Source organism: Rhizobium sp. WYCCWR 11128, assembly GCF_013416305.1.
Lineage (GTDB): Bacteria > Pseudomonadota > Alphaproteobacteria > Rhizobiales > Rhizobiaceae > Rhizobium > Rhizobium indicum.
The window spans coordinates 767,597-793,111 of the sequence record NZ_JACCEZ010000001.1; the positions used below are offsets into that span (position 1 = coordinate 767,597).

Annotated in this window: 29 protein-coding genes; 13 read left to right on the plus strand and 16 right to left on the minus strand. The window is 60.6% G+C overall.

The window, feature by feature from the left end:
• Window positions 1-338 precede the first annotated feature (338 nt).
• Window positions 339-1,235: a LysR substrate-binding domain-containing protein gene (locus HX898_RS03765; RefSeq protein ID WP_138329183.1), complete on the plus strand. Its 897-nt coding sequence runs from the start codon at window positions 339-341 to the stop codon at window positions 1,233-1,235.
• Between the two features lie 41 nt (window positions 1,236-1,276).
• On the opposite strand, the gene HX898_RS03770 is transcribed toward HX898_RS03765, so the two are convergent.
• Window positions 1,277-1,960, minus strand: a complete 684-nt coding sequence (locus HX898_RS03770) for a DNA alkylation repair protein (protein ID WP_180194041.1) — start codon at window positions 1,958-1,960, stop codon at window positions 1,277-1,279.
• Window positions 1,957-2,826, minus strand: a complete 870-nt coding sequence (locus HX898_RS03775; RefSeq protein WP_180194042.1) for an NAD(P)-dependent oxidoreductase — start codon at window positions 2,824-2,826, stop codon at window positions 1,957-1,959. The genes HX898_RS03770 and HX898_RS03775 overlap by 4 nt, the downstream gene beginning before the upstream one ends.
• 161 nt (window positions 2,827-2,987) lie before the next feature.
• On the opposite strand from HX898_RS03775, the gene HX898_RS03780 reads away from it, so the two are divergent.
• The 10 genes from HX898_RS03780 to HX898_RS03825 all read left to right on the plus strand — a co-directional run bounded on the left by HX898_RS03780 (window position 2,988) and on the right by HX898_RS03825 (window position 10,156).
• A complete protein-coding gene (locus HX898_RS03780) occupies window positions 2,988-3,356 on the plus strand; it encodes a hypothetical protein (RefSeq protein WP_180194043.1) in 369 nt (122 codons plus the stop codon).
• Window positions 3,357-3,555: 199 nt separating this feature from the next.
• The gene (locus HX898_RS03785) at window positions 3,556-4,521 is read left to right on the plus strand and encodes an aliphatic sulfonate ABC transporter substrate-binding protein (protein ID WP_180194044.1); all 966 of its coding nucleotides are present in this window, start codon (window positions 3,556-3,558) and stop codon (window positions 4,519-4,521) included.
• A 384-nt stretch (window positions 4,522-4,905) separates the two neighbouring features.
• The gene (ssuD, locus tag HX898_RS03790; RefSeq protein WP_168349466.1) at window positions 4,906-6,096 is read left to right on the plus strand and encodes an FMNH2-dependent alkanesulfonate monooxygenase; all 1,191 of its coding nucleotides are present in this window, start codon (window positions 4,906-4,908) and stop codon (window positions 6,094-6,096) included.
• 78 nt (window positions 6,097-6,174) lie between these two features.
• The gene (ssuC, locus tag HX898_RS03795; RefSeq protein ID WP_138391000.1) at window positions 6,175-7,011 is read left to right on the plus strand and encodes an aliphatic sulfonate ABC transporter permease SsuC; all 837 of its coding nucleotides are present in this window, start codon (window positions 6,175-6,177) and stop codon (window positions 7,009-7,011) included.
• Window positions 7,012-7,021: 10 nt separating this feature from the next.
• Window positions 7,022-7,849, plus strand: a complete 828-nt coding sequence (locus HX898_RS03800; protein ID WP_171598671.1) for an ATP-binding cassette domain-containing protein — start codon at window positions 7,022-7,024, stop codon at window positions 7,847-7,849.
• 246 nt (window positions 7,850-8,095) lie between these two features.
• Window positions 8,096-8,419 (plus strand): metalloregulator ArsR/SmtB family transcription factor, encoded by a 324-nt coding sequence (locus HX898_RS03805; protein ID WP_138391002.1) that lies wholly within the window; start codon window positions 8,096-8,098, stop codon window positions 8,417-8,419.
• On the plus strand, window positions 8,416-8,826 hold the full coding sequence (locus HX898_RS03810; protein ID WP_138391003.1) for an SRPBCC domain-containing protein: 411 nt from the start codon (window positions 8,416-8,418) through the stop codon (window positions 8,824-8,826). Before HX898_RS03805 ends, HX898_RS03810 begins: the two co-directional genes overlap by 4 nt.
• Before the next feature lie 57 nt (window positions 8,827-8,883).
• Window positions 8,884-9,105 carry a hypothetical protein gene (locus HX898_RS03815; protein WP_138329191.1) on the plus strand — a complete coding sequence of 74 codons (222 nt, stop codon included), beginning with the start codon at window positions 8,884-8,886 and terminating at the stop codon, window positions 9,103-9,105.
• 11 nt (window positions 9,106-9,116) lie between these two features.
• Window positions 9,117-9,587, plus strand: a complete 471-nt coding sequence (locus HX898_RS03820; RefSeq protein ID WP_138329192.1) for a DUF1801 domain-containing protein — start codon at window positions 9,117-9,119, stop codon at window positions 9,585-9,587.
• Window positions 9,588-9,688: 101 nt separating this feature from the next.
• A complete protein-coding gene (locus HX898_RS03825) occupies window positions 9,689-10,156 on the plus strand; it encodes a DUF1801 domain-containing protein (RefSeq protein WP_138329193.1) in 468 nt (155 codons plus the stop codon).
• A gap of 77 nt (window positions 10,157-10,233) precedes the next feature.
• On the opposite strand, the gene HX898_RS03830 is transcribed toward HX898_RS03825, so the two are convergent.
• The 4 genes from HX898_RS03830 to HX898_RS03845 form a co-directional block, all read right to left on the minus strand.
• On the minus strand, window positions 10,234-10,710 hold the full coding sequence (locus HX898_RS03830; RefSeq protein ID WP_138329194.1) for an SRPBCC family protein: 477 nt from the start codon (window positions 10,708-10,710) through the stop codon (window positions 10,234-10,236).
• The gene (locus HX898_RS03835) at window positions 10,707-11,048 is read right to left on the minus strand and encodes a metalloregulator ArsR/SmtB family transcription factor (RefSeq protein WP_138329195.1); all 342 of its coding nucleotides are present in this window, start codon (window positions 11,046-11,048) and stop codon (window positions 10,707-10,709) included. Before HX898_RS03835 ends, HX898_RS03830 begins: the two co-directional genes overlap by 4 nt.
• Complete coding sequence (locus tag HX898_RS03840; protein WP_138391004.1) at window positions 11,045-11,731, minus strand: glutathione S-transferase family protein; 687 nt, start codon at window positions 11,729-11,731, stop codon at window positions 11,045-11,047. Before HX898_RS03840 ends, HX898_RS03835 begins: the two co-directional genes overlap by 4 nt.
• A 127-nt stretch (window positions 11,732-11,858) precedes the next feature.
• Window positions 11,859-12,677 (minus strand): methyltransferase domain-containing protein, encoded by an 819-nt coding sequence (locus HX898_RS03845; RefSeq protein WP_138391005.1) that lies wholly within the window; start codon window positions 12,675-12,677, stop codon window positions 11,859-11,861.
• 114 nt (window positions 12,678-12,791) lie between these two features.
• Here HX898_RS03845 and HX898_RS03850 point away from each other — a divergent pair, with 114 nt between their 5' ends.
• Complete coding sequence (locus tag HX898_RS03850; protein WP_138391006.1) at window positions 12,792-13,517, plus strand: DUF2270 domain-containing protein; 726 nt, start codon at window positions 12,792-12,794, stop codon at window positions 13,515-13,517.
• A 65-nt stretch (window positions 13,518-13,582) separates the two neighbouring features.
• Here the strand turns inward: HX898_RS03850 and HX898_RS03855 are convergent, their stop codons facing one another.
• The 4 genes from HX898_RS03855 to HX898_RS03870 form a co-directional block, all read right to left on the minus strand.
• Entirely contained in the window at window positions 13,583-13,849 is a 267-nt protein-coding gene (locus HX898_RS03855) for an usg protein (protein ID WP_062942183.1), read from the minus strand.
• Window positions 13,850-14,011: 162 nt separating this feature from the next.
• Window positions 14,012-14,842: an ABC transporter permease gene (locus HX898_RS03860; protein ID WP_180194045.1), complete on the minus strand. Its 831-nt coding sequence runs from the start codon at window positions 14,840-14,842 to the stop codon at window positions 14,012-14,014.
• Window positions 14,839-15,645: an ABC transporter permease gene (locus HX898_RS03865; RefSeq protein WP_180194046.1), complete on the minus strand. Its 807-nt coding sequence runs from the start codon at window positions 15,643-15,645 to the stop codon at window positions 14,839-14,841. The genes HX898_RS03860 and HX898_RS03865 overlap by 4 nt, the downstream gene beginning before the upstream one ends.
• Window positions 15,646-15,758: 113 nt before the next feature.
• On the minus strand, window positions 15,759-16,532 hold the full coding sequence (locus HX898_RS03870; RefSeq protein ID WP_003560025.1) for a transporter substrate-binding domain-containing protein: 774 nt from the start codon (window positions 16,530-16,532) through the stop codon (window positions 15,759-15,761).
• A gap of 331 nt (window positions 16,533-16,863) precedes the next feature.
• Between HX898_RS03870 and HX898_RS03875 the strand changes: the two genes are divergently transcribed.
• Window positions 16,864-19,068 (plus strand): OmpA family protein, encoded by a 2,205-nt coding sequence (locus HX898_RS03875; protein ID WP_138329201.1) that lies wholly within the window; start codon window positions 16,864-16,866, stop codon window positions 19,066-19,068.
• Between the two features lie 275 nt (window positions 19,069-19,343).
• On the opposite strand, the gene ugpC is transcribed toward HX898_RS03875, so the two are convergent.
• From ugpC to HX898_RS03905, 6 genes are all read right to left on the minus strand, one after another.
• The gene (ugpC, locus tag HX898_RS03880) at window positions 19,344-20,432 is read right to left on the minus strand and encodes a sn-glycerol-3-phosphate ABC transporter ATP-binding protein UgpC (RefSeq protein ID WP_180194047.1); all 1,089 of its coding nucleotides are present in this window, start codon (window positions 20,430-20,432) and stop codon (window positions 19,344-19,346) included.
• 212 nt (window positions 20,433-20,644) lie between these two features.
• Window positions 20,645-22,099, minus strand: coding sequence for an extracellular solute-binding protein (locus tag HX898_RS03885; RefSeq protein ID WP_138329203.1), 1,455 nt, complete (start codon window positions 22,097-22,099; stop codon window positions 20,645-20,647).
• Between the two features lie 44 nt (window positions 22,100-22,143).
• Complete coding sequence (locus tag HX898_RS03890; protein ID WP_138329204.1) at window positions 22,144-23,172, minus strand: carbohydrate ABC transporter permease; 1,029 nt, start codon at window positions 23,170-23,172, stop codon at window positions 22,144-22,146.
• The gene (locus HX898_RS03895; protein WP_138329205.1) at window positions 23,169-24,044 is read right to left on the minus strand and encodes a sugar ABC transporter permease; all 876 of its coding nucleotides are present in this window, start codon (window positions 24,042-24,044) and stop codon (window positions 23,169-23,171) included. The genes HX898_RS03890 and HX898_RS03895 overlap by 4 nt, the downstream gene beginning before the upstream one ends.
• Window positions 24,041-24,973 (minus strand): ribokinase, encoded by a 933-nt coding sequence (gene rbsK / locus HX898_RS03900; RefSeq protein ID WP_180194048.1) that lies wholly within the window; start codon window positions 24,971-24,973, stop codon window positions 24,041-24,043. Before rbsK ends, HX898_RS03895 begins: the two co-directional genes overlap by 4 nt.
• Window positions 24,974-24,985: 12 nt before the next feature.
• On the minus strand, window positions 24,986-25,441 hold the full coding sequence (locus HX898_RS03905; RefSeq protein WP_138329207.1) for an RbsD/FucU family protein: 456 nt from the start codon (window positions 25,439-25,441) through the stop codon (window positions 24,986-24,988).
• Window positions 25,442-25,515: the final 74 nt, after the last annotated feature.

Sequence of the window (25,515 nt, forward strand, 5' to 3'; positions counted from 1 at the left end):
CGTCCTTGCAGCGTTTTTGACGCGCAGTCTTCAAGGCAGTCAATGACGATGCCTTCAGGTGAGCCGAACCGGTGCGGTGTGTATTGCACTCAGCATCCCGCCAGCCTCGTTCTAGAGGCACCCTGTTTTTCCATTTTTCCAACGAGCTGGATCCACCGATAGAATTGTCGTGCGGACGGCTGTTTGTCTATTCTCCCCTTCGGCATCTGTTTGTTTTGTCGCAACAGGTCGCGAAAAGAAAATCCAATGCCGACAATGTGATCACAGCTTTTTGGGAGAGAGGATACAACCCTTGCTGGGGGCCGGCATTCATTCCTACTCGCGGATAGCTTGTTCTTATGGACGATCTCAACGACTACTATTATTTCGCCGCTGTCGTCTCCAGCGGCGGTTTCGCTTCTGCAAGTCGCGATCTCAAAATACCACGTTCGAAGCTCAGCAGGCGGGTCAGCCGGCTTGAGGAAGGGCTTGGCGCAAGGCTCATAGAACGCTCGACCCGCCACTTCCGGGTAACTGAGATCGGCCAAGCTTTCTACGAAAGATGCCAGACCATCCTGCAGGAGGCCGATCGCGCCAAATCGATCGTCAGCGAGGCTCAGTCCGATCCGCAAGGTGTGGTGCGGATGGGCTGCCCGCTCGGTCTCGTCGACATCTCTGTCGGGGGGATTCTGCCCGAATTCCTGGAACGTTATCCGAAGATCAAGCTGCAGATCATCGGCTCCGACCGGCGCGCCGATCTCATCAACGAACGGATCGACCTCGAGGTGAGGGCGACCAACGAGCCGGAGACGCAGACGAGCCTGACGATGCGCAAGCTCGACCGTATCAGGCGTATCCTGGTCGCAAGTCCGGCGCTTGTCGAACGTACCGGCAACTTGCATTGCGTGGACGAACTCGCCGACCAGCCGACGCTGGCGATGACGTCATGGGTGTCGTTCCACACCTGGGAACTGGTCGGTCCGAATGACGCTAAGCAGGTGATTCGGCATCAGCCGCGGCTCACCTGCCGCAGTATGACCGCCATCCTCGACGCAGCCCGTGCCGGCCTCGGCTTCGGGCTTTTGCTCGAAAGCGCCTGCGAGGCCGATCTCCAGGCCGGCAAGCTGGTGCGGGTGCTGCCGGAATGGCAGTCGGAGGAGAGCCAGTTCTACATCGTCTTCACGACGGCCAAGGGCATGCCGCCGGCGGTACGGGTCCTGATCGATTTCCTAGTCGAAAAATCCAAACAGCATTGACTCACAGCGCCAGGCATCTTTATTCGAGCCGGCATCCCGCCTTATCTCAACCGTGCCAACAGCTTTTCGCCGGCCAGTTCCCTGACGGCATCCTTGCCGATCCAGCGGGCGGTTTTGTCAGGGCTTTCCGCCAGGGCCCTTGCGAGCGCCAGGGCCGGCGCATGGCAGGCGAGATTGCGCTTGCCGATGCTGCGCAGCGCCCAGTTGACCGCCTTGCGCACGAAGTTTCGTGGGTCGCCGGCATGGGCCTCAATCAGCGGCAACCAAGCGAGGATGGTCGCATCAGGTTCCTGCTTCAAGTGAACCGCAGCACCTGATATCATGGCGAAGGCGGTGCGCCTGATAAATTCGCGCTCGTCGGCGGCGAAGTCTGAGATGAGTTCATCCAGCCGGGCTTCGACGAAGAGATCGGCGGCGCAATCGACGATCTCCCAGGAGTTGAAATCATCGGCCCAATTTCGGGCTTCTTCCGTCGTCAACCGCTTCGGTTCGGCTGTGCAGAGGGCGAGCAGGCGGGCTTCGCGGATATCGCTTCGCCAGAGCTGCATTGCCCTGAGGTGATCCTTCTTCGCCAGTCTGGCGACCGCGCGGATATCGGGATTGGAGATGCCGAGGGCGCCGCCGGTGACAATGCCGAAGCGCGCCATGCCGGCGACATTCTCCTCCGAACGCAGCGTTTCGAGATGCGCGATCAATTCGGCTGCATCGGAGGAGGGGCCGATCATTTTTCGAGGCGGGCGAGCAGCGAGGATGTGTCCCAGCGATTGCCGCCCATTGCCTGCACGTCACCGTAGAACTGGTCGACGACGGCGGTGACCGGCAGCTTGGCGCCGTTGCGACGGGCTTCGGTGAGCACGATGCCGAGATCCTTGCGCATCCAGTCGACCGCGAAGCCGAAATCATACTTGCCTGCGTTCATGGTCTTGTGGCGGTTTTCCATCTGCCAGGAGCCGGCTGCCCCCTTGGAAATCACCTCGACGACCTTTTCGATATCGAGGCCGGCGCGCTTGCCGAAATGCAGCGCTTCGGCAAGTCCCTGGACGAGCCCGGCGATGCAGATCTGGTTGACCATCTTGGTCAGCTGGCCCGAGCCTGCCGGCCCCATCAGGCCAACCATGCGGGCATAGGCGTCGATGACAGGCCTAGCGCGTTCGAAGACGGCCTCGTCGCCGCCGCACATGACGGTCAGGGCGCCGTTTTCGGCGCCGGCCTGGCCGCCGGAGACGGGAGCGTCGATGAAATCGACAGCTTTTTCCTTTGCCGCGGCATAAAGTTCGCGGGCGACCTCAGCGCTGGCGGTGGTGTTGTCGATCAGCACCGAACCTGGCTTCATGCCGTGCAGGGCGCCGTTCTCACCCGATGTCACCGAGCGGAGATCTTCGTCATTGCCGACGCAGACGAAGACGAAATCGGCCCCAGTGGCGGCCTCGGCCGGGGTGGGGGCGGCGTGGCCTGAAAATTTCTCGGCCCAGGCGGCAGCTTTTTCGGCCGTGCGGTTGTAGACGGTGACATCGTGGCCGCCTTTCGTCTTCAGATGCCCCGCCATGGGAAAACCCATGACGCCGAGACCGATGAACGCGACTTTTGCCATATGTCCTATCCTTTTCCTCAAGTGCAGGCTCCGAGGATTAACCGAAACGGCGGGAGCAGAAAAGCCCGCGAACGGACTTCCTTGCGATCAATGAATATGAGGCTGGCCACTGTTCGGCCGAGTCCTAAGTTGGCGAGAAGATATTATGTTCCGGAGGTGACATGGGGGAAATTCCGACGATCAAGCCGCGGCGCAAAGGCCGCAGCGGAATGCAGGCGATGCTCATTCCATCGCAGCAGATGGTCGCAGAGCAGATTCGATCGGCACCGGAAGGTGTCCTCACCGAAGTCGGCACTCTCCGCCGCCGTCTCGCCGCTCAATACGGGGCGGACGCCTGTTGCCCGGTGACCGTCCAGCGGCATTTGCGTGCGATCGCCGAGTTGTCCTACGGCGCGCTGGAGAAGGGCGAGCCGGTTTCGACGGTTACGCCCTATTGGCGCATGGTCGATCCCGCAAGCCTGCTTGCGAAACGTCTTGCCGGCGGCCCCACCTTCATTCGCGAGCGGCTGGCTGCCGAAGGTCGGGAGTGAGCCGGGATAATAGGCAGCATAAGGGGCGCGCGAAAAAATTCCGCTTGAGGTCGATTTCCGGGCCGCAAAATTTCAGCAAGGGCCAAATGTTGCAAATAAAAATGTCGATCTAAATTATAGATTTTATCATCATGGCATCCATAACTGACAGGTCGACCAGCCGAAAGCAGGCCCGACATCGTTCAATATGGGGATAGTCATGATTTCACGTCGACACACGCTCGGGCTTTTCGGAGCTGCCGTGGCTACGGCAATGCTGCCGGCTGTCCGGCCGGCACGCGCTGCCGCCAGCGAATTTCGTATCGGTTGGCAAAAGAACGGCGTGCTGGCGCTCGCCAAGCGTCGCAGCGCACTTGAAAAGCGGCTTGCCGATCGCGGCATTACCGTCAGCTGGTCAGAATTCACCTCCGGCCCGCCGCTTCTCGAAGCGCTGGGCGCCGGTGCTCTCGATTTCGGCGCGACTGGCGATGTGCCGCCGCTCTTTGCCCAGGCGGCCGGCGGGCAGCTCTATTATGTCGGTCTCTACAAGGGCAGCCCGGCAGGCTCGGCCATCCTCGTGCGCAAGGATTCGTCGATCAAGACGCTTGAAGACCTCAAAGGTAAGAAGGTCGCTTTCAAGCGCGGCTCCAGCGCGCACAATGTAACCGTCAAGGTTCTGCGCAAGGCAGGCCTGAAGCCCGAAGATGTCGAGCAGCTCGATCTTTCGCCGCCGGATGCCGCCGCTGCGTTCAAGAATGGCAGCATCGACGCGTGGTCGATCTGGGATCCTTATCTGGCGATTGCTGAAGCCGATCCGGAGACACGTATCCTGACGACCGCCGAAGGCATCGTCGACTCCTACAGTTTCTTCCTCGCCAATCGCGATTTCACCGATGCGAACGGGCAAGTGGTCGTCGACGTGATCGATGAGCTTGCCAAGGTCGGCACGTCGGCCCAGAGCAATCTCGACGAGACGGTGAAGGAGCTTTCCGAGATCACCGGCGTTCCTGTTGACGTAACGCGCGTGACCTTGACGCGAAAGGGCGCCGATCTCGGCAGCGTTTCGACCATCACCGATGCCGCCGCCGCCTATCAGCAAGCCCTCGCCGACGAGTTCCACGGGCTCGGCATCCTGCCGAAGAAGCTCGTGACCGGCGATATCGTCTGGCGTCCCAAGGCAAGCTGATTTTCCAGCCAGGCCAAGATTTCCGCTCGGCGGCATGGAGAGGGCCTCCATGCCGCCGAGCCGGAAAAATATTCCCCAAAACGGATTAGAATAGCAAATTGATATTGTCGATCTAATTGGTGGTCTATGTCACTATCCTCACGATCGAGAGACACCGAAAGGCATCTGCCTACTGCCAATCCGATCGACAGGGATATTTCAGATGCTCGCGCATAGACAGACAGCCGGCCTTCTTGCCGCCTCCGCCGCCACTACGATCCTCCCAAGCATCTGTGCGGCGGCGGCTCTGCGCAAGGCAGACGGTCTGCGTGTCGCCGCTTGCAGAGAGCCATCTCGACCACGCGAGTTGATTTTCGAATTCCGCAGCTAAAGGACCGTCTTCCAATGACCACCATCTCCCATACAGGCACATCCGAGCCCATCAATTTCCTCTGGTTCATTCCGACATCGGGCGACGGCACTTATCTCGGCTCCTCCGAGCTCAACCGTGCGCCCGAGATCGGCTATCTCACGCAGATCGCCCAAGCCGTCGACCGGCTCGGCTATTCCGGCGTGCTGCTGCCGACCGGGGTTGCTTGCGAAGAATCCTTCGTGACGGCAGCAGCCCTTGCCGCCAAGACCGAGAAGCTGCAGTTCCTGGTGGCGATCCGTCCCGGCACGGCATCGCCTGCCTATTACGCGCGTCTTGCGACGACGCTCGACCGGATCTCCAACGGCCGCCTGCTGCTCAACATCGTCGTCGGCGGTAGCCCTGCGGAGCTTGCCGGCGATGGCATCCATCTCGAGCATGACGAGCGCTACGCCCATGCGGAAGAGTTTTTCACCGTGTTCGAGGAACTGCTGGAAAAGGGAACGGCAAGCTTCGACGGCAAATACATCAAGGCGACCAATGCGCGCCTCGGCTTTCCCTCGGTGCAGAACCCGCGCCCGCCGCTCTATTTCGGCGGCTCGTCGGATGCCGGCATCGATTTCTCCGTCGGACGCGTCGACAAGTACCTGACCTGGGGCGAGCCGCCGGCACAGGTTGCCGAGAAAATTACCAAGGTGCGCAAGGCCGCAGGCGAGCGCGGCCGAGAGGTGAGCTTCGGCATTCGCCTGCACTTCATCGTGCGCGAAACCGATGATGAGGCATGGGAGGCTGCTGAGCGGCTGATCCGCCATCTCGACGACGATACGATCCGCGAGGCGCAGGAGCGCTTCGTTCACGAGTCCGATTCGGTTGGCCAGAAGCGCATGGCCGCCCTTCACGGCGGCCGGCGCGACAAGCTCGAAGTCTCGCCGAACCTCTGGGCCGGCGTCGGCCTGGTGCGCGCCGGTGCGGGCACGGCGCTGGTCGGCTCGCCGAAGACGGTGGCCGCGCGCCTTCGCGAGTATCAGGAGATCGGCATCGATACGGTGATCGGCTCCGGCTATCCGCATCTGGAAGAGGCCTATCGCGTCGCCGAACTGCTTTTCCCCGAACTCGGCATCACCCGCGAGCAGCAGCGTCTGGGCTTCAACAACGAGTTCGGCCGCAAGCAGGTCTTCGCAGGCGGCAGCCATGGCGGCAATCTGAAAGTCGTCTCCGGCTCCTGAGCTCGAACAGAGCGTGACACCGTCGCAAGCCGCTTACGGCTTGCGACACCCTGCTTTCGATAAGCGCGAGGACAAAGCATGTCGACTTTCGATACTCCGTTCGTACGGTCGGTCGCTTCCGAAAAGGCCGGGAAGGCGGGTCTGCGCCTGCCGCTGCCCGGCCTGGAGAAGCTGACGCCTTACCTGGTGCCGGTGGCGATCGTGGCGTTCTGGCAGCTTGCCTCCTCTGTCGGCTGGATCTCGTCGCGCATCATGCCGTCGCCAGCCGATGTCGGCCTCGCCTTCTGGTCGACGACGGTTTCCGGCCAGTTGCCGAATGACGTGCTGGTGAGCGCCGGCCGCGCCTTTGCCGGCCTTCTCGTCGGCGGCTCGATCGGCTTCCTGCTCGGCATTGCCAATGGCGTATCACGCATTTCCGAGCAATTGACCGATACGACGCTGCAGATGCTGCGCACCATTCCGCATCTGGCGATGATCCCGCTCGTCATCCTGTGGTTCGGGATCGGTGAGGAATCGAAGCTGTTTCTGACCTCGCTCGGGGTGCTCTTCCCGGTTTATCTCAACACCTATCACGGGGTGCGCAATGTCGATCGCGATCTGATCGAGATGGGCAAGGTCTATGGCATGGGCAACTGGACGCTTTTCCGCAAGGTGATCTTTCCAGGTGCGCTGCCGTCGATCTTCGTCGGTCTCAGATATGCGCTCGGCATCATGTGGCTGACGCTGATCGTATCGGAATCGATTGCCGCATCCTCGGGCATCGGCCATATGGCCAACAATGCCCGCGAATTCATGATGACTGACGTCGTCGTGCTCGCCCTCGTCATTTATGCCGTGCTCGGCAAGCTTGCCGATGTCATCGCCCGGGTTCTGGAGAGGCGGCTGCTCGCCTGGAACCCGGTCTATCAGAAGTAGGAGAAACGCCATGACATCGATCGCACATGAGCGTTTTCACGCCGTCGCCGAAGAGCCAGCTTATGCGCGTGAAAACGCGCCGGCAGTGGGCCGTAGTGCGCCCGCCGCGATCAGCCTGACGGGGCTTGAAAAGAGTTTTGGGGCCAACCGCGTGCTGCGCGGCATCAACCTGCATATTCCGGCCGGCCAGTTCGTCGCGGTGATCGGCAAGAGCGGTTGCGGCAAGAGCACACTGCTGCGCATCCTGATGGGCCTCGACGAGCCGAGTGCCGGCGAGCTGCATTTCGAGGATGCCGACGGGGCGCAGGCGAGCCCGAACGCGCGCATCGTCTTTCAAGAGCCGCGGCTGCTGCCCTGGCTCAGTGTCGCAGACAATGTCGTCGTCGGGCTCGGCGACGGCATCGACAGGCGGGCGGCACTGAAGGCGGCCGACGCCGTGCTTGCCGAAGTCCAGCTTGGCGAAAAGACCGGGGAATGGCCGGCGCGGCTTTCCGGCGGGCAACGGCAGCGCGTGGCGCTGGCGCGGGCGCTGGTCAGCCGGCCGGGCGTGCTGGCACTCGACGAACCGCTCGGCGCACTCGATGCGCTGACGCGCATCAGCATGCAAGAACTCATCAACCGTGTCTGGCGCGAACTCGGCTTCACCGCAGTGCTCGTCACCCATGATGTCAGCGAGGCGGTGCATCTCGCCGACCGGGTCATCGTGCTCGACGAGGGGCGGATCGCACTCGATCTTGCCATTCCCTATCCGCGTCCGCGCCGGCACGGCCATCCTGGCCTCGCCGAGCTGGAAGGCCGGCTGCTTGCCGCGATTCTCGGCACCGACGGCGGCCATTGATCCCAGCGCTAGTCGCGATGCTGCATGACCTCGGCATAGGCGAGGCGTATCGGTGCGAGCATGCATGACCACTGGCGAAAATGCATAGCCGCTTGGGTATGTGAAGTTCACCCTATCTCTGCCAGCGCTGCCATGCGCACTAAATTCAGCAATACTATTTTCCTCAAGTTGTTTTACGTTCAGCTTGACTCATTCATACCTCCATGGCTATACGTTAATCCATAGCCAACGAGGTATGGATTGTAGATGTCGGACACCCAGGACGTGCTCTTCAGAACGCTCGCCGATCCGACCCGGAGGGCTCTTTTCGAACGGCTGTGCCGCGAAGGAGAGAAGACGGTCGGGGCTCTGACGGCTCGGGCCGGGGTCTCGCAACCGGTCGTCTCGAAACATCTCGGAATCCTGAAGCAGGCCGGATTGGTGCGCGACCGTCGCGAAGGTCGCCAGACCCACTATAGCGCCCAGCTCGGTGCGCTGGCGCCGCTGGTCGACTGGACAAGTGAGATGGCGGGCTTTTGGCAAAATCGGTTCGACCAGCTGGAAGATCTATTGAAAAGGATGGACCAATGACCGAAATTTCAAACGAAACCCGTTCCGTCATCGTCGAACGAGAGATCCCTTTTCCGCCGGAAAAGATCTGGCGCGCGCTCACGCAGCCGCATCTGATTGCGGACTGGCTAATGAAGAACGACTTCGTGCCGGTCGTGGATCACCGTTTCAAGCTGAGCGCGGATTGGGGCTCGGTCGACTGCCAGGTCCTGGAAGTCGAGCCGAACAAAACCCTGTCTTACACCTGGGCTGCCTATGATCTCGAAAGTGTCGTCACCTGGACTCTCACACCCAAGGGCGCGGGCACGCAGTTGCGCATGGAGCAGTCGGGCTTCCGGCCGGATCAGCGGCAGGCTTACGGGGGCGCCAAAAACGGTTGGCAGCAGTTCTTCGCAAAGCTGGAGCAGGTGCTGACGCGCATCGAGTGAGACCGCTGCCAAAACGGATCACGCCATCCGCTTCGCTCGTTTTCGCAGGAGGTTCCCTTGAATTGGAATAACTGGCTTCGGCAGATCCACCGTTGGCTGTCCATTGCCTTTACGCTGGCCGTCATAATTAATATCATCGCGATGGTGCAGGAGAAATCGTCGGTCTGGGTGGGCCTCATGGCGCTGCTGCCGCTGACCTTGCTGCTGCTCACCGGTCTCTACCTGTTCGCGCTGCCATATGCCACAAAGTGGCGCGGCGCGGGACGCAGGGGAGGGTAGGAGTGAAGGCAATGTCCGGGAAGACACTCAAGACTGCGGCAAAGGTCACGAAGAAGACAGCCGCCAAGCCTGATACCGCGGAGCCGACCCTTCTCTCGGGCGGCAACCCTCAGATCGCCAAGGGTTACGGCGACGCTCCCGTGCAAGCCTACATCGCCGCCATGCCCGGCTGGAAAAGCGACGTCGGGCATCGCCTCGACGCGCTCATCACCCGCACGGTGCCCGGGGTGTACAAGGCCGTGAAATGGAACTCGCCCCTTTACGGCATGGAAGGGCAGGGCTGGTTTCTCGGTGTCCATTGCTTCGCAAAATACATCAAGGTTGCTTTCTTCCGCGGCACGTCGCTCAGTCCCGTTCCGCCCGGCGAGTCCAAACAAAAGGAAGTGCGTTACTTCCACATTCATGAGGAAGACCGACTCGACGAGGCCCAGCTCGCCGCCTGGGTGGAACAGGCAAGCCAATTGCCCGGCGAACGAATGTGAGCGGACGCGTAGATTTAAGCGTTAGAGCGTCCTTTGTGCGTCCGAAAAGACGCACTGCGCGCTTAGGCCATCAGCATTTAAGGGATGAAGGGGAGATATCGATGAAGAAAGCCACGGCAACCCCGAAGAAGAGCGGCTCCAGCGAAGAGAAAGACGGAGACTCTCCTTCTCGTTTGATCGATGCGAGAATCGAGGAGTTGAGCGATTGGCGCGGCGAGATGCTCGCCCGCGTCCGAACTTTCATCAGACAGGCCGAGCCCGACGTGGTCGAGGAATGGAAGTGGAGAGGCGTTCCGGTGTGGGAGCACGCCGGGATCATCTGCACCGGCGAGACCTACAAGAGCGTGGTGAAACTGACCTTCGCCAAGGGCGCCTCGCTGGAGGACCCTTCAGGCCTCTTCAACTCCAGCCTTGACGGCAATACCAGGCGCGCCATCGATTTCCATGAGGGCGACGAGATTGACGAGCAGGCGTTGAAGGCGCTCATTCGCGGTGCTGTCGCACTCAACACTTCAAAGCGGGCCGCCGCTCGTCCTGCCGGCTCGCGGAAGAAACCAAGCAGCGCTTGAGGCTTGGCCTATTTCGCCTGAAACATTCGCGTCAAATTTGATTCATGCGAGGCGATTTGGTTTTGCGTGACATGCGATCAGTGGATCGGGCTTTCCTCGCGTTCGAGGAAGAGTTCCAGATTGTTGAGGCCGATCTCCGTGCCCTGAAGGCGGGCGCCGTTATCGGCGTAGCCGTCGAGGAAGACCACCTGTTCGGTGAAGACCATTTTGGTGCCGCCGGGTTCGGCTTCGAAGGCGACGGTTGTGAGCGAGGCAGAGATGCGGCTTTCCCCGAGCTTCATCTCATAGGCATAGATGATCCGGGTATTGAGCACGATGTCGATGTAATGGGCATCATAGGCGTGCAGAAGGCCGTCGGTATCGGCGACGTAGTTCCTTTCCGCGCCACCGGGGCGGAAATCGAGCCCGTAGTCCAGCGGCACCCACTCGCCGTGGCAGGCGAACCATTGGCGCTTGGCTTCCGGCGCCGACCAGGCGCGGAAGGCGCGGGCGACCGGCGCCTTCAGGTGACGCTCGATGACGAGAGTGGCGTGTTCGGCGGATCGTGTCGTCATTCGGGAAGGGTCTCCGTTTCATTGGCGAGAAAGTGATCCAGCCTGTCGAAGGTAGTCGTCCAGCGGATCTTCCGCTGCTCCACCCAGCGCTCGACGGCGGCAAGCGCATCCTGCTGCAGGCGGTAGGTTCGCACCCGGCCGGATTTTTGGGAGAGCACGAGGCCGCTCTCCTCCAGCACCTGCAGATGTTTCATCACCGTCGGCAAGGCAACCGCGAGCGGCGCGGCCAGCTCGGTGACGGAAGCCGGGCCCCGGCCGAGGCGATCGATCATGCCGCGGCGGCTGCGATCGGAAAGTGCATGGAACATGCGGTCGAGATCCGCCTGGCCGTCCATCATTCCGTCGCATCCCGGAAGCGAGCCGGCAACCGTTCTTTGTAGGGATAGAATTTGAAGTAGGGGCGGGCCTCTTCCAGCACCCTTGCAAAGGACGGGCGCGCCAGCAGCCGGTCGTAATAGGCGCGAAGACTCGGCTGTTCCGCTGAAAACGGGATCAGTGTCTCGGCATAGAAGAGGGCAGGGGCGGCGGCGCAATCGGCCATGGTGAAGCCCTCGCCTGATATCCATTGCTTGTCGGCGAGCTGTTTTTCGATCATCGCATAGGCGGTGGCGAGTGTCGCCTTGGCGGCTGCTACCTCGATCTCGTCTGCCGTGCCGTCGGGGCGCCGACGATTGCTGACGATGGTCTGCATCGGCGCCTGGACATAGTGGTCGAAAAAGCGGTCCCAGAGGCGAACCTGCAGCGCCCGGTCGATCTCCGGCGGCAGCAGGCGAACGGGGCCGGGATAATATTGCTCGAGATATTCGATGATGATCGATGTCTCGGGAATGGTGCTGTCGCGCGCCTCGTCCCGCAACAGCGGCATCTTGCCGATCGGCCAGAAGCGAAAGAGATCGGCGCGCGAGCTTTCGTCTGAAAGATCGACGATGCGATTCTCGAAGACAGTGCCGTTTTCATAAAGCGCGATCAGCACTTTATGGCAGAAGGATGCGAGCGGATGCCCATGGAGCACGAGCGACATGCGGCGACCTTTCCTATCGTTGCGGTAAACTTTACCGATCGACTAACTATCAGGTCATAACACATTACGCAATAGATACTTCGCCAACCGTGCAACCATCCGTCAGCCGATATATCAGGTGTTGGCGTCAGCCATTATACCGGGCGATCACCAAATGGCCTGGTGTCGGCTGGCCGTCTTCCATGCGCACGTTGATATCCGATATTTCGACGAGTTCGAAACCGGTGGCCGTCAGACGTTCTCTGAGATAGGCGTCGGCATGAGCGAAGCGCTGGTGCGGGCCGACCATGTAGGCGCGGCCGGCGAGAATTTCCTCAGGCAGGGTTTCCGAGGAGAAGATGAACAATCCGCCCGGCATCAGGTTCTCGGCGGCACCGAAGAACAGCGGTTCGAGCGCGCCGAGATAGGGCAGCACGTCGGTGGCGGCGATGATGTCGAAGGCTTCCTCGTCGTTGTCGTCGAGGAAATCCTCGACCTCGGCGACGAAGAGCGTCTCGTAGAGATCCTTCTCATGGGCGATCTCGACCATCTTCTCCGATATGTCGATCCCGGTCATGTCAGCGCAGAGGTCGCGCAGCGCGCCGCCGGTGAGGCCCGTGCCGCAGCCGAGATCGAGCAACCGCTTGAACGGTCCGAGCTTTAAAGCCTGCAGGCGTTGGCGCACCAGCATCGGCACGTGATAGCCGAGTTGCTCGACGAGCACGTCCTCGAAAACCTCGGCATGCTGGTCGAACAAGGTCTCGACATAGGCGTCGGGCGCCTTGACCGGCGTTTCGCCGCGGCCCATCGCGGCGATGCGTACGGCCGCACCGCCGTGATCGTCGGGATCGAGTGCCAGGACTTCCTCATAGGCTGCAACGGCCGCATCGACATCTCCGGCCTTTTCCAGCTCCAGCGCGCGGTTGTAGGCCTCGCCAAGGGCATCTTCGTCGATCTTCTTTGCCATCGCAGTCCATCGTCCTTTTGTTTCAGGCATGCGTCTAAGACGGCTTTCGATGTTTTGCAATGGCGCGCTTGCAGGCGCAGAATGGCCGAAAAGAAGACCCAGGGAGGAAAGACCATGAAAACGGAGCCAGAAAGGACATTATCGGCGACGGAAGGCGAGGCCGGCCGGGCATTGCTGCTACCTACGACACCAAACGAGGTCACCAATACGCTCAGCCATTATTACCGCGGTGAACTCGGGCGGATGACGAGCTGGCGCGACCGCATCGACCGAACGTCCAACTGGGCAATCACCGTGGTTGCAGCACTCCTTTCGGTGTCGCTGTCGACGCCGACCTCGCATCACGGGGTGCTGTTGTTCGGGATGATGCTGGTGACGCTGCTTCTGATGATCGAGGCGCGGCGCTACCGCTTCTTCGATATCTATCGCGCGCGCATTCGCCAGATCGAGCGCTGCTATTTCGCACAGATTCTGGCGCCCGACGCCAATGCCGGCAGCGAATGGGCGGTGGTGGTCGCCCGCAGCCTGCGCAAGCCGCGCTTTCTGCTCAGCTATCAAGAGGCGATGCACCGCCGGCTCAAACGCAATTATGGCTGGATGTATTTCATCCTGCTGCTCGCCTGGTGCCTGAAGATCTCGACGCCGAAACTGCAGACGGAGGGGATGCCGGCGCTGCAGGCGCAGTCGTGGGCCTATGTCATCGACAATGCCGTGCTCGGGCCGGTTCCCGGCCTTGCGGTCATTGCAGCCGTCGTCGCCTTCTATCTCGGCATGCTCGGTTTCGCCCTGCGTCCGGATCGCGACGAAGGCGAATTCGGCCATGGCGAAGCCCATGTCTGATGCGGTGAGCATGATGTTACGCGAAAAAGCCGTTCACTCTTTTCGGCATCATGCTCCAGAGCCGATCAGTGCAGGATGAACTCGCCCTTCAGTGCCCGCCATTCGGTTGCTGAGATCAGCTGGCGGTGGATGTAGCGCACCGAATGCAGCGGCCCGTCGAGCTTCTCTTCCCAGAATTTCAGGAAGCCGCGCATTTCGGGAAAATCAGGGGCGAGGTCGTAATCCTGCCAGACATAGGTCTGTAGGATCACCGGGTGGTCCGGCAGGCGATAGAGGATCTGGGCGGTCGTCAGACCATAGCCCTTCAGTTGTTTTTCCATGTCCTTATGCATCGTATTCCGCTTCTTCTTGTTCCCACTCGCGCGCTTATTAGCGCTGCATGATATGGAAACATGCGAGTGGTTAACGGAAGCTTTACAGATACTTTGTAAAAGGGCAATTTATTTTTAATATCAATGGTTTGGCAGCATCGTCCCGAGAGTGCTGCCAAAGGCTCAGCGCTTGAGATGCCGGGTCAGGCGGCGCTCGAACCAGGCCCAGAGATGGCGTAAGGCCTCGACGATGGTGAGGTAGAAGATCGCCGCCCAGAGATAGGTCTGGTAGTCGAAAGTGCGGGAGAAGGCGTAGCGGGTTTCGCCCATCAGATCGAGTACGGTGATGATGGCGACGACCGCCGAGCCCTTGATCAGCAGGATGATTTCGTTGCCATAAGGCCGAAGTGCGACGATGAGAGCCTGCGGCAGGATGATCTTGCGGAAGGCTATGAACTTATGAATGCCGAGTGCGGCGGCCGCCTCGTGCTGGCCATGCGACACGCTTTCGATGGCGCCGCGCAGGATTTCCGCCTGGTAGGCCGCGGTATTGATGGTCATGGCAAAGAGGCCGCAATACCAAGCTTCGCGGAAGAACCACCAGATGCCGAAGGCCTCAAGCTGCGGCCGGAATATGCCGAGGCCGTAATAGACCAGGAACAACTGGGCAAGCAGTGGCGTGCCGCGGAAGAAGTAGATGTAGCCGTAGGCCAGCGCATTCAGCACCCGGTTCCTTGACATGCGCGCCATGGCAAGCGGCAGGGACAGGATGGCGCCGCAGATAACGGAAATGAAGACGAGGCTCAGCGTTATCCAGAGGCCATGGAGATAACGCGGCCCGTAGCGGGTGAATTTTTCCGGATCCCAGCCATTGATGACGGAGATCACCAGGAGCACCCCAAGCAGAGCCCAGAGAGCGACGAGGATATAGCCGGCCATGCGCGCCGGTGTCATCGGCTTCATCACTTCCCGGGGTGCGGGCTGCGGCGGGATCAGTGTTTCGGCGTAGCTCATCGGCGGATCTCCGAACGCTTGGCCCAGCGCTCGACATAGACGAGCAGAAAGGAGGAGAGGATGGCGAGCACCAGATAGAGGCAGCAGGCCAGACCATAGAAAAAGAAGGGTTCCTTGGTCACGCGTACGGCGACACTCGTCTGGCGCAGGATATCGGCAAGGCTGATGATCGAGACGTAGGACGTGTCCTTCAGGAGGACCATCCAGAGGTTCGTCAGTCCCGGCAGCGCGATGCGCACGAGCTGCGGCAGGATGATGAGGCGCAGCGTGCGGCCGCGATGCAGCCCCAGCGCGTCGCCCGCCTCATATTGTCCCTTGGGAATGGCGCGGAAGGCCGAGAGCAGCACTTCCGAACAGTAGGCGGAGAAGACGACCGAAAGCGCGATGACGCCGGCGAGGAAGGCGTTGATCTCGATCGGCGGTCCGTCATAACCGACGAAGGTCAGCAGAGACTGGATTAGCATCTGCATGCCGTAATAGATGATGAAGAGCGTCAGAAGCTCCGGCAGGCCGCGGAAGATCGTGGTGTAGATACCAGCCGCCAGCCGCAGCGGCTTTTCCTCCGACTGCTGGCCGAGCGCCACCAGGAAGCCGATGGCGAGGCCGATCGGCAGGGTGACGATCGCCACCGAAACGGTGACCTGCAGGCCAAGTGCAATCTCGTCGCCCCAGCCGGTATCGCCACAGGCAAGGATCGTCGACTGACCTAACCACGTGAAGATGCCAACGGGTCCGCACAGCGGATCGAATATGTGCACAATCCAGCTCCAGAAGGAGCTCAGCGCGGAAAATAATCCGCCCATGCGAGAATTCCCCTCACGGCTTTTGCCGTTTTAATCTTGCAATCCTTGTCAAACAAAAATGGCGGAAGAGCAAGCCTTCCGCCATTACCTTCGTCGGCCAGATAACGAATTTCTTATTGACCGTAAACGTCGAAGTCGAAGTACTTGTCCTGGATCTTCTTGTATTCACCGCTGGCGCGGATCGCGGCGATCGCCGTGTTCAGCTTTTCCCTGAGCGGATCGCCCTGGCGGATAGCAATGCCTGCGCCGTTGCCATTGATTTCCTTGTCGACCGGTAGGGTCGTCAGGATCTTGCAGCAAGCGCCGGCGTCGGACTTGACCCATTCGGAGAGAACGACGACGTCGTCGATGACGGCGTCAACACGGCCGCTGGCAACGTCGAGCTTGTATTCGTCAGCGGTCGGATAGAGCTTGAGCTCGGTGTCGGCGAGATGCTTCTCGGCGTAGTTGGCGTGCGTCGTGGAGGTCTGCGCGCCGATCACCTTGCCCTTGAGGCCGGCGACGTCCGATATCGTCGAATCCTTCGGCACGGCAATGGCCGGCGGGGTGTTGTAGTACTTGTTTGAGAAGTCGACGAGCTTCAGACGCTCCGGCGTGATCGACATGGAGGAGACGATCATGTCGAACTTCTTGGCGTTGAGCGCCGGGATGATGCCATCCCAGTCGGTGCTGACGAAGGTGCATTCAGCCTTCATCTCGGCGCAGAGCGCCTTGGTGATGTCGATGTCGAAGCCTTGGATGGTGCCGCTGGCATCGACGAATTCGAAGGGCGGATAGGTCGAATCGGTGCCGATCACATATTTCTCGCCATCGGCCATGGCCGATCCGGCAAAAAGGGACATCGCCGCGATCGAGGCTGCCGCGAAAATACGGGTAGAATTAAGCATGAGGATCCTCTCTGTTGGTGGCCGTCGCTCCTTATTTCTGTTGGGCTGACGGCCGCAGTTCAACGGTGCTGAGACCGCCTTGCGGCGATAATCAGACTTTTTTTCATGGAATTGCAACACAAATCCCATCGCAATTGTGCGGTGCAAATAGCAGGCGAGATGAACGCCGGCAGACTGCAACATTCACGCGAGGTTAATCCCCAACTTCTTAGAACCGGAACAAATCGGCGGCTCGGCAATTGCCATTCCGCCGTTTCGCCTCAATGCGAGGCTAGGGGCGGAACCAGGGCCTGGCGGCCTCAAGAAGCTCAAACAGGATCGAGGAAACCCGATGGGCATGAAATCAAGATTGTTCGCAAGCGCGGCTTTTCCGTTGCTTTCTTTTTCGCTGGCTTTGCAGCCGGCAGCGGCGATGGCGGCCGTGCGCGACGTCGCGACGCAGGCTTCGCCCGTGCGGCAGGCCGAGCAGGGCAGCTTCCAGGTGGCGCAGGATGCGCCTTCCGAAGAGGAGTTGCTGAAGAAGAAGCGCAAGCAGAAGGAGGAAGCCCCGGCCGAACAGGCGCCCGCCGCCGAGAAGCCGGCGCAGCAGGAAGCGCCCGCGGAAAAGCCGAAGGCTGAGCGCAAGGAAGCTCCGGCACCTGAACCCAAGGCAGAGCCTGAGGCGCCCAAGGCCGAAGCAGCGCCGAAAGAAGAGCCTGCTCAGCAGCCGGAAAGCAAGCCCGCGCGGAAAGCCAAATCGGAAGCGCAGCCCGAGGCAAAGCCCGAGGCCGAGCAGCCGGTAACCCAGGAAAAGCCGAAAAAGCCGAAGAAGACGGAGGCGCAGCAGGCCGAACCCGAACAGCAGCCGGCAGCAAAGGAAGCTCAGCCGGAAGCGGAGCAAGCACAGCCCGAAGCCAAGCCGGAAGGTGGCAAACGGGATAAAGGACAGGACAAGGCCCAGGGCAGGGATAAAGGCAAGGGTAAGGCCGAGAAAGAAGCTCAGCCTGCCGCTCCCGAAGCCGTGACACCGACTGCAGAAACGGCCAAGCCCGAAGCCACGCCTGAGGCAAAACCCGCCGCCGAGGCGCCGGCCGAGAAAAAGCCGACAAAGGGTGAGACTGCAGCACCAGCAGACAAAGCACCCACAGACAAAGCAACCGAAGGCAAGGCAACCGAAGGCAAGGCGACGGAGGACAAGGCGGCGGCACCGGAAGCCGCACCCGTCGAAAAGCCCAAGGACGGCACGGCGGCAAAGCCCGCCGGTGAGCAGCCCGCCGGCGCACAGCCGGCCGTGCCCGCAACTGACACTGCCCAGCCGCTGCCGGATGCCAGCGGCGGCCAGCAGGTTGAGCAGGCTATTCCGGCGCCGGAAAAGGCTTCGCCCGAGGAACTGGAGCGCCGCAAGAAGATCGCCGCAGATCCGGCCAAGAGCAGCGAGACCGTCGTGCTGCCGGTGGAGAACGGCGCGGCCGTGCTCGACAGCGACAAGGATGCCGACCGCAGCAAGGGCCGGGAAGGCCGCCGCGACCGCGACAGGCAGCGCGCCGACAGCCAGGAGGTGAAGGTGCCGACCTCCGATGCCGATGCACAGGCCGCCACCGGCGGCAAGGCGCCGGCGCCAGTCAAACTCGAGGCGGTGACGCGCGAGAAGGGCAGGAAGCTCGATGAGCGGCCACGATTCGTCCGTCCCGACGGCGCGCGCTTCGACGACCGCGGCGACGACAGCCGTGTGATCATCCAATACGACAACAGGACGATCGTGCGCGGCGACGATGACAGGCGCTTCCTGCGCGACGGCGAACGACCGAGCTACGAAGAGCTCTCCGGCGACCGCTACCGCGAGACGATCACGCGGCCGGAAGGCTATCGCATCGTGACGATCCGCAACCGCTACGGCGACATCATCCAGCGCTCGCGCGTCGATGCCCGCGGACGCGAGAACGTGCTCTATTATTCGCAGGATCTCTATGACGATCCGGACCGCGACTATTTCGAGGATCCGGGCGCCGACCTGCCGCCGATGCGGCTGCGTGTGCCGCTCAGCGACTACATCATCGACACCCGCAGCGACCCGAACCGGGACTATTACGAGTTCCTGAGCGAGCCGCCCGTCGAGCCGGTCGAGCGCGTCTATTCGCTGGATGAGGTGAAGTATTCGGCCCGTATCCGCGACAAGGTGCGTCGCATCGATCTCGACACGATCACCTTCGCGACCGGCAGCGCCGATATCCCGATGACCCAGGCGCGCACGTTGCGCAAGGTCGCCGACGCGATCAGCCAGGTGCTCGAGAAAGATCCGAGCGAAACCTTCCTAATCGAGGGTCATACTGATGCTGTCGGCTCAGACCAGAGCAACCTGATCCTCTCCGACCAGCGGGCGGAATCGGTCGCCAACGTGCTCTCCGACGTCTACGGCATCGCGCCGGAGAACCTCGCGACGCAGGGCTATGGTGAGAACTATCTCAAGGTCAACACGTCAGCGCCCGAACAGGAAAACCGCCGCGTCACCATCCGCCGCGTCACGGCACTGGTCCGCCCGGTCGCTGCCAACAAGTGATGATGTGGATGCCCCTCTCCATTCTTGGGGAGGGGCATTCCGTTCTTGCTTCTGCTTTCCAAGCGGCTTGAAGGATGGTTGAGACGTGCGGCTTCTTCTCCCCAGCGGGGCGGTGCCGGCAGGAGAGCGGATTGTCGTCGATCATCGGAGGCATTGCGACGCCTTTAGCGCCTATGCGGGGCTGCCGACGCCACGTATCTTTGAATTCATACGGCGCAAATCGCGATGGCCGCATGCCCTTTTGGTGGATTGCCGGATAAGCTCACTGTGCTTTCTTAGCCGACCGTATCTCCGGTACTTTTAAGGAAAAAGTGCATTTTTTGGGTATCAATTGGAACGCTAATCCTGTCATCCGGGCCAACGCGCGATGACGCGTGGATCTGGGCAGTAAAGGCCGCTGACCCGACCTTGCCAATCGCCAGTGTGTATGGACCGAGAGGCTCGATATCGGCGACATGAAGGCTCACAGTTGGAACGTTGGGATCCCCAACCATAGTATGTTCCGGTCGGATTCCGAGAACCACTGACTGTTCCACTGCCGCCGAAAGGCTCTCGGCTCTATGTGTAGGAACCGGAATGTCGACCCCACCTTCGGCTTGGAAGGCAATTTCACCGGAGTTTTGCACAAGTCGCCCCTCGATGAAATTCATGCTTGGCGAGCCGATGAAGGCAGCGACAAAGAGGTTCTTCGGGGATTCATAAAGGGTGATCGGGTCAGCGGCCTGCTCGATCCGCCCTTGATTCATAACCACGACCCGATCTGCCATCGTCATCGCCTCTACCTGATCGTGTGTAACGTACACGATCGTGGTTTTGAGCCTGCGGTGTAAGAGCTTGATTTCTGTCCGCATTTCAATGCGCAATTTAGCGTCGAGGTTGGACAGTGGTTCGTCGAACAGGAACACATCCGGCTGGCGAACGATCGCTCGACCAATCGCCACACGTTGGCGTTGGCCACCTGAGAGCGCGTTCGGCTTGCGTTTCAAATAGGCACCGAGATTGAGAATGCGCGCCGCATTTGCAACGGCGGCATCGATGTCCTGCTTCGGAGTTCCGCGCACCTTCATGCCGTAGCCGATGTTTTCGGCGACTGTCATATGCGGATAGAGCGCGTAATTCTGAAACACCATCGAGCAATTGCGCAGACCCGGGCGCAGCGCAGTAACGTCCCGCTCGCCGATACGGATTTCCCCTGACGTCGTCTGTTCCAGCCCCGCGATCATCCGCAGGGTGGTTGTCTTCCCGCAGCCGGAAGGCCCGACAAGAACCACGAATTCCTTGTCGGCAATTGCCAAATCGAGCGAAGGAATGACCTCAACGCTACCAAAGGATTTGGTGACCTGATCCAAACGCACCTGGGACATGCTGTAACCTTTTCATGAGAATTCCATCGCCTGGCCCCAGCGCATCGGCCCGAAAATCGGAATCGATTTTCGGAAAGCACGATGCGAGAAAGAGTTAGAGCGTCCTTCGTCCGAAAGGACGCACGGCGCTCTAAGCGGCGATGGTTTGCTTCTTCTTTCAACGATGTCTGATCTCATCCCGGCACCGCCGGGATGAGATGTTGAGGATGGGCTTACTTCGCAGGCAGGCCCATCGACGAACGATAGGCTGCCAGTTGCTTGTCGCGGCCGAACTCGTCCGTCAGCTTGTTCCATCCGGCAGCCACGGTATCCAGCGCCTGCTGCGGCGTCACCTCTCCAGCCAATGCCTTGGAAAGCTCGATTTCGAGAATTTCCGTATAGGAGAAATAGCCCGGCAGGCGCATGTCGAGCGCCGTGTTCTTGGCGGTCACCGCGTCCTTCTGGCTTCCAAGATATTCCTTGGCCTCACGCTCGGAAAAGATCTTCGACCACAACGCCGTATTTGTCGTGTGCGAAAGACGGTAAGGATTGACGCCTGTGCCGCCGGTGATGGCCGCTTGACCGGAAACCGCCGGGCTCGTCAGGAACTGGATATAGTTCCAGGCTGCCTCCTGGTTCTTGGAAGACGACGGAACAGCCGCCTGCCAACCGCCGAAGGCCATGAAGGAAGTCTGGACGACCTCTGGCTGCTTGTCCCACTTCTTGGTCTTGTAGTTCCAGATCTCGTCGGAGCCCGGCAGCGATGCCGAACCGACGCTGCCAGCAACCTTCGACTGCTTCGGGTCGGCGGCGATGACGCCGGTATCGCCCCAGCCGATCGATTCCGCGACCTGGCCACCGGCAAAGGCCGCGTTCACTTCGCCGAACGAGAAGTTCAGCGCATTTGGCGGTGCGAGCTTGGAGGCGCGAATATATTCCTCCAGGCCGCGCACCCAGCCCGGATTGTTGACCTGTGCATCCATCGTATCCGGATCGAAGAACATGCCGCCGGGATTGTCGGGATGGCTGGTGTATCCCGCCACGTGACTGAACAGGAACCAGAATTGCTGGCCGCCACGGCGGAAGGCTTCCGCCGTGCCCCAAAGGCCCTTGTCCGGCTGCTGGAAGAATTCAGCGATGTCGAGATACTGCTTCCATGTCTTGGGCGGGGCCAGATCATAGCCATACTTCGCCTTGAAGGCGCTCTGGTTTTCCGCGTTTTCAAACAGATCAATGCGGTAGGTATAGGTATGGGCATCACCGTCCATGGTCTGCGACAGGACCTTGCCGTTCCAGACCATCAGTTGCTCGCGGTAAACCGGCGCGATGTCCTCCCAGTCGGCACCTGATTGCATATTCTTCGGCATTTCTGAGAGAAAGTCGGTGAAGTCCGGTGCCCAGGCCGGCGCAAAGGCGACCACGTCGAACGTGTCTTCGCCCGAAGTCAACGAGGTTACGATTTTCGGATAGAGTTCCGACCACGGAAATTCGACGACATTCACCTTGCCGCAGGTCTTTTCTTCCCAGCCCTTGGCCGCGAGTTGCAGTGCAGAGGCGATATAGGGCCCAGTCTGCGTCGTGGCAGTGAGTGTGACACCGGTGTAGTCCGGTTCGCACGCGAGCGCCGGTGCGGTGCCCGCCGCCGCAAACAGTACCGCGGCCGTTGAACTCAGTAGCAATCTTCTCATGTTTTCCTCCCCGGAATTGAACAATGACTAGGCTTGTCGAACGGTCACTTTATTGCTCCTAAAAGCAGGCCAGACCGCATCAGCCTGCTCAAAATGCCCGCCATGACGACCATGGGTATGATCGCGACCAGGGCGGCTGCCGATATCGACCACCACTCATCGCCGCGCTGGCTGTTTTGCCCTGCGACGAGAATGGGAAGTGTCTGCCATTTGGAACTGGTCAGGAAGAGTGCGAACAGGAACTCGTTCCAGACGAAGGCGAGCGTGATCATGAATGTCGCGATCAGGCCCGGCTTGGACATGGGCAGGACGATACCGAAGAAAATTCTCCACGACGGCACATTGTCGACCATCGCCGCCTCTTCGACTTCAACCGGCAGTGCCGCAAAGAAATCGCGCATCAGCCAGATCACGATCGGTAGCGAGAAGGCGACATAGGCGAAGGTGAGGCCTGTATAGGTGTCCACAAGCTTGAACCCCAACTTGCCGATTTCCGTATACATCAGGAACAAGGCAAAGGCGGCGACGATCGGCGGAAACATGCGCTGGCTCACAAACCAGAAGACGATATCATCATTGCCGAGGAGCGGCCCTGGAAGCTTCATTCGGCTGGAGCCAATGGCGAGCGCAAGCGCTGCAACAAAGGCAAAGATCAGCGAAATAGCCTGCCCGTAGCCCAGTACATGACGGCCAAGCAGATATCCCCCGAAGGCAACAACGACGAAAATCACCCCGGATAGCAGCTTCACCTCGAAGGTGAAGCGCACCAGCGCATAGGCTGCCATGGATCCGATGAAGGTGGCCAGCACCGATGCGGATAGCCCGATGATCGTCGAGGCGATGAAGGTGTTGTAGAACTGGCCGCGCGCGCCCGACAGAAGCTCGCTCCAGGCTGTCAGCGTCGGGTCGAAATCGACGAACGGAATATAGGTCGGTCCGCCGACGACGCCGAGCGGCGACTTGAACGAGGTGATCGCCACCCAGTAAAGCGGAAAGAAGGTGAAGGCGAGCCAGAGCAGGCAGCCTGCGAGCGCCAACCAGCGGCCGGATCCTTTGAGGTCACGCACGCTCATTTGTGCTTCTCCAGATAAGGCTTCAGGATGGCGAGATAGACGAGCCCGATCACGGTAATGACGATCAGAAACAGGAAGGAAAGGGCGGAGGTGTAGCCGAGGTTGAACTTCTTGAAGCCCTCCTGATACGCGAACAAGGTGAGCGTTTCGGTCGAAATGCCGGGCCCTCCGCCTGTCATGACGAACACCGTGTCGATGATCTTGTAGCTCTCGATGAGGCGGATGAAGACCACCGCCACCGAAATTGGCAGCATCATCGGGAAAGTGATCCCCCAGAACTGCTGCCAGGGGCTGGCATTTTCAAGCGCGGCAGCCTCGTAGACGTCCTCCGGCAGGGTTTGCAAGCCGGCAAGAAGCATGAGGATGACGAAGGGTGTCCACTGCCACACTTCGACGGAAATGATGGCGCCGATAGCCCATCTGGTCTGCGTCAGAAACGGCAGGTTGGGAAAACCGAAGACGGTCATCAGCTCATTGAGCGGGCCCATCGTGGGATTGAGGATCTGGCGGGCAATCAGTGCAACGGCAACGGGCGCCACCAGCATCGGCACCAGAAAGCTGACCCGGAACAAGCCTTCGCCGGGCACACGACGGCTGAGCGCCAGCGCCACGGAAAAACCGATGACATATTGCAGCGTCACCGCGACAGAGGCGATGATCGTCGTCGTCCAGGTGACACTCCAGAAGCGCGGATTCTGAAGCAGTTCCGTATAGTTGCCGAAGCCGACGAAACGCGCGGGGATCGGCGGCACGAGCCGCAGGCTCATGAAGCTGGTGGTCAGCGAATAGATCAGCGGGAAGATCGAGATCACCAGCACGATCAGCAACGCCGGCCAGATGAAGAAGTGTTTGACTGGATCGTTGCGGGTCATGCTGCGTCTCCCTTCTGGAGAAGCGCCTCGATTTCCTCGATCTTCGGCATTGCAGGCGCGGTACCCCGCCGCGTCACCGCAATACCGGCGGTCGCGCAGCCGAAACGCACGGCGTCGACCGGACTAGCGCCCCGCGAGAGCGCTGCCGAGAAGCCACCGACAAATGCGTCGCCGGCGCCGGTGGTATCGATGACTGCTCCCGACGAGACCGCCGGAACATGAACCGATTGCCCGGCCGTATGATAGAGCACACCGCGACCACCCAGGGTGATCAGCGCGGCTTTCACGCCCTTGGCAAGAAAGGCGTCGCCAGCCCGTCTGGCGTCGTCGAGCGTGTCGAGCGGAAAACCGACGATGGCCGCCGCCTCGGTTTCGTTTGGCACGATATAGTCGCAGAGCGGATAGATCGTGTCTGGAAACGGCTCGGCCGGCGCGGGATTGAAAACAGTGGTAACGCCGGCCGCATGGGCGATTTCGAGGGCGCGTTGCGCCGCTTCAGCCGGTTGTTCGAGCTGGGTCACGAAAACAGCCGATTGTTCGATGGTTTCGCGTGCCGCTTCGACATCACCAACGCCGATGGTGCCTGCGGCACCTGGATAGACGATAATCGCATTGTCGCCGTTACCGTCATTCACGTAGATGAAGGCAGCGCCGGTCGGCATATCGTCCATCTGTACAACCTTCGGCGTCACGCCTGCTTCCGCATAGGTCTTCAGCGCCATGTCGCCGAACGTGTCGCGGCCGATCTTCGAGATGAAGGAGACCGTTCCACCGGCGCGGGCAGCAGCGACAGCCTGGTTGGATCCCTTGCCGCCCGGGCCTACTGCAAAACCGGTCCCGGTGATGGTCTCGCCAACGTTTGGCATGCGCTTGGCCAGATAGGCCGTGTCGGCGACGAAAATCCCGAGGATCGAAACACCCACCTTCATTATCGTTTCCCCTCAAACGGTTTCCGGCGGAATCACGCCTTTGGTGAAGAGGAAGCAGCCGTAGAAGCGGTTTTCGCCCGTGGTGATGACGCAATAGGCCTTTTTGGCCTCCTCATAGAAGGCGAAACGCTCGATGCCATACATCGGCGCCGGCTTGCCCTCGGCGCCGTCGATAGCGGCCTGGACTTCCTGCTGCACTGGAGGGATCTCGTCCGGCGCGCCCATGATTTCCATTCGTCCGGCGGACGGCTGCAGCGGCGTATCCAGCGGCATCACCGAAAGAATAGCTTTGATGGCGCGGGCAGCAGACACATTGTCTATGCGCAACAGCTTGCCGAGCACCGTTTGCCGGGCAATGGAATCCGAAGGAAAATTGGTGTCGGAAACGACGACCGTGTCGCCATGCCCCATGGACCGGAGCGCGTGCAACACGTCCGCATTCAGAGCCGGATCGATATTCTTCAGCATGAAAATCCTCCCTTAGTTGCACCATTTCGCAGCACCTCGTGCCGCGAAACAGAGCCCAATAACCGCAGCTCCGT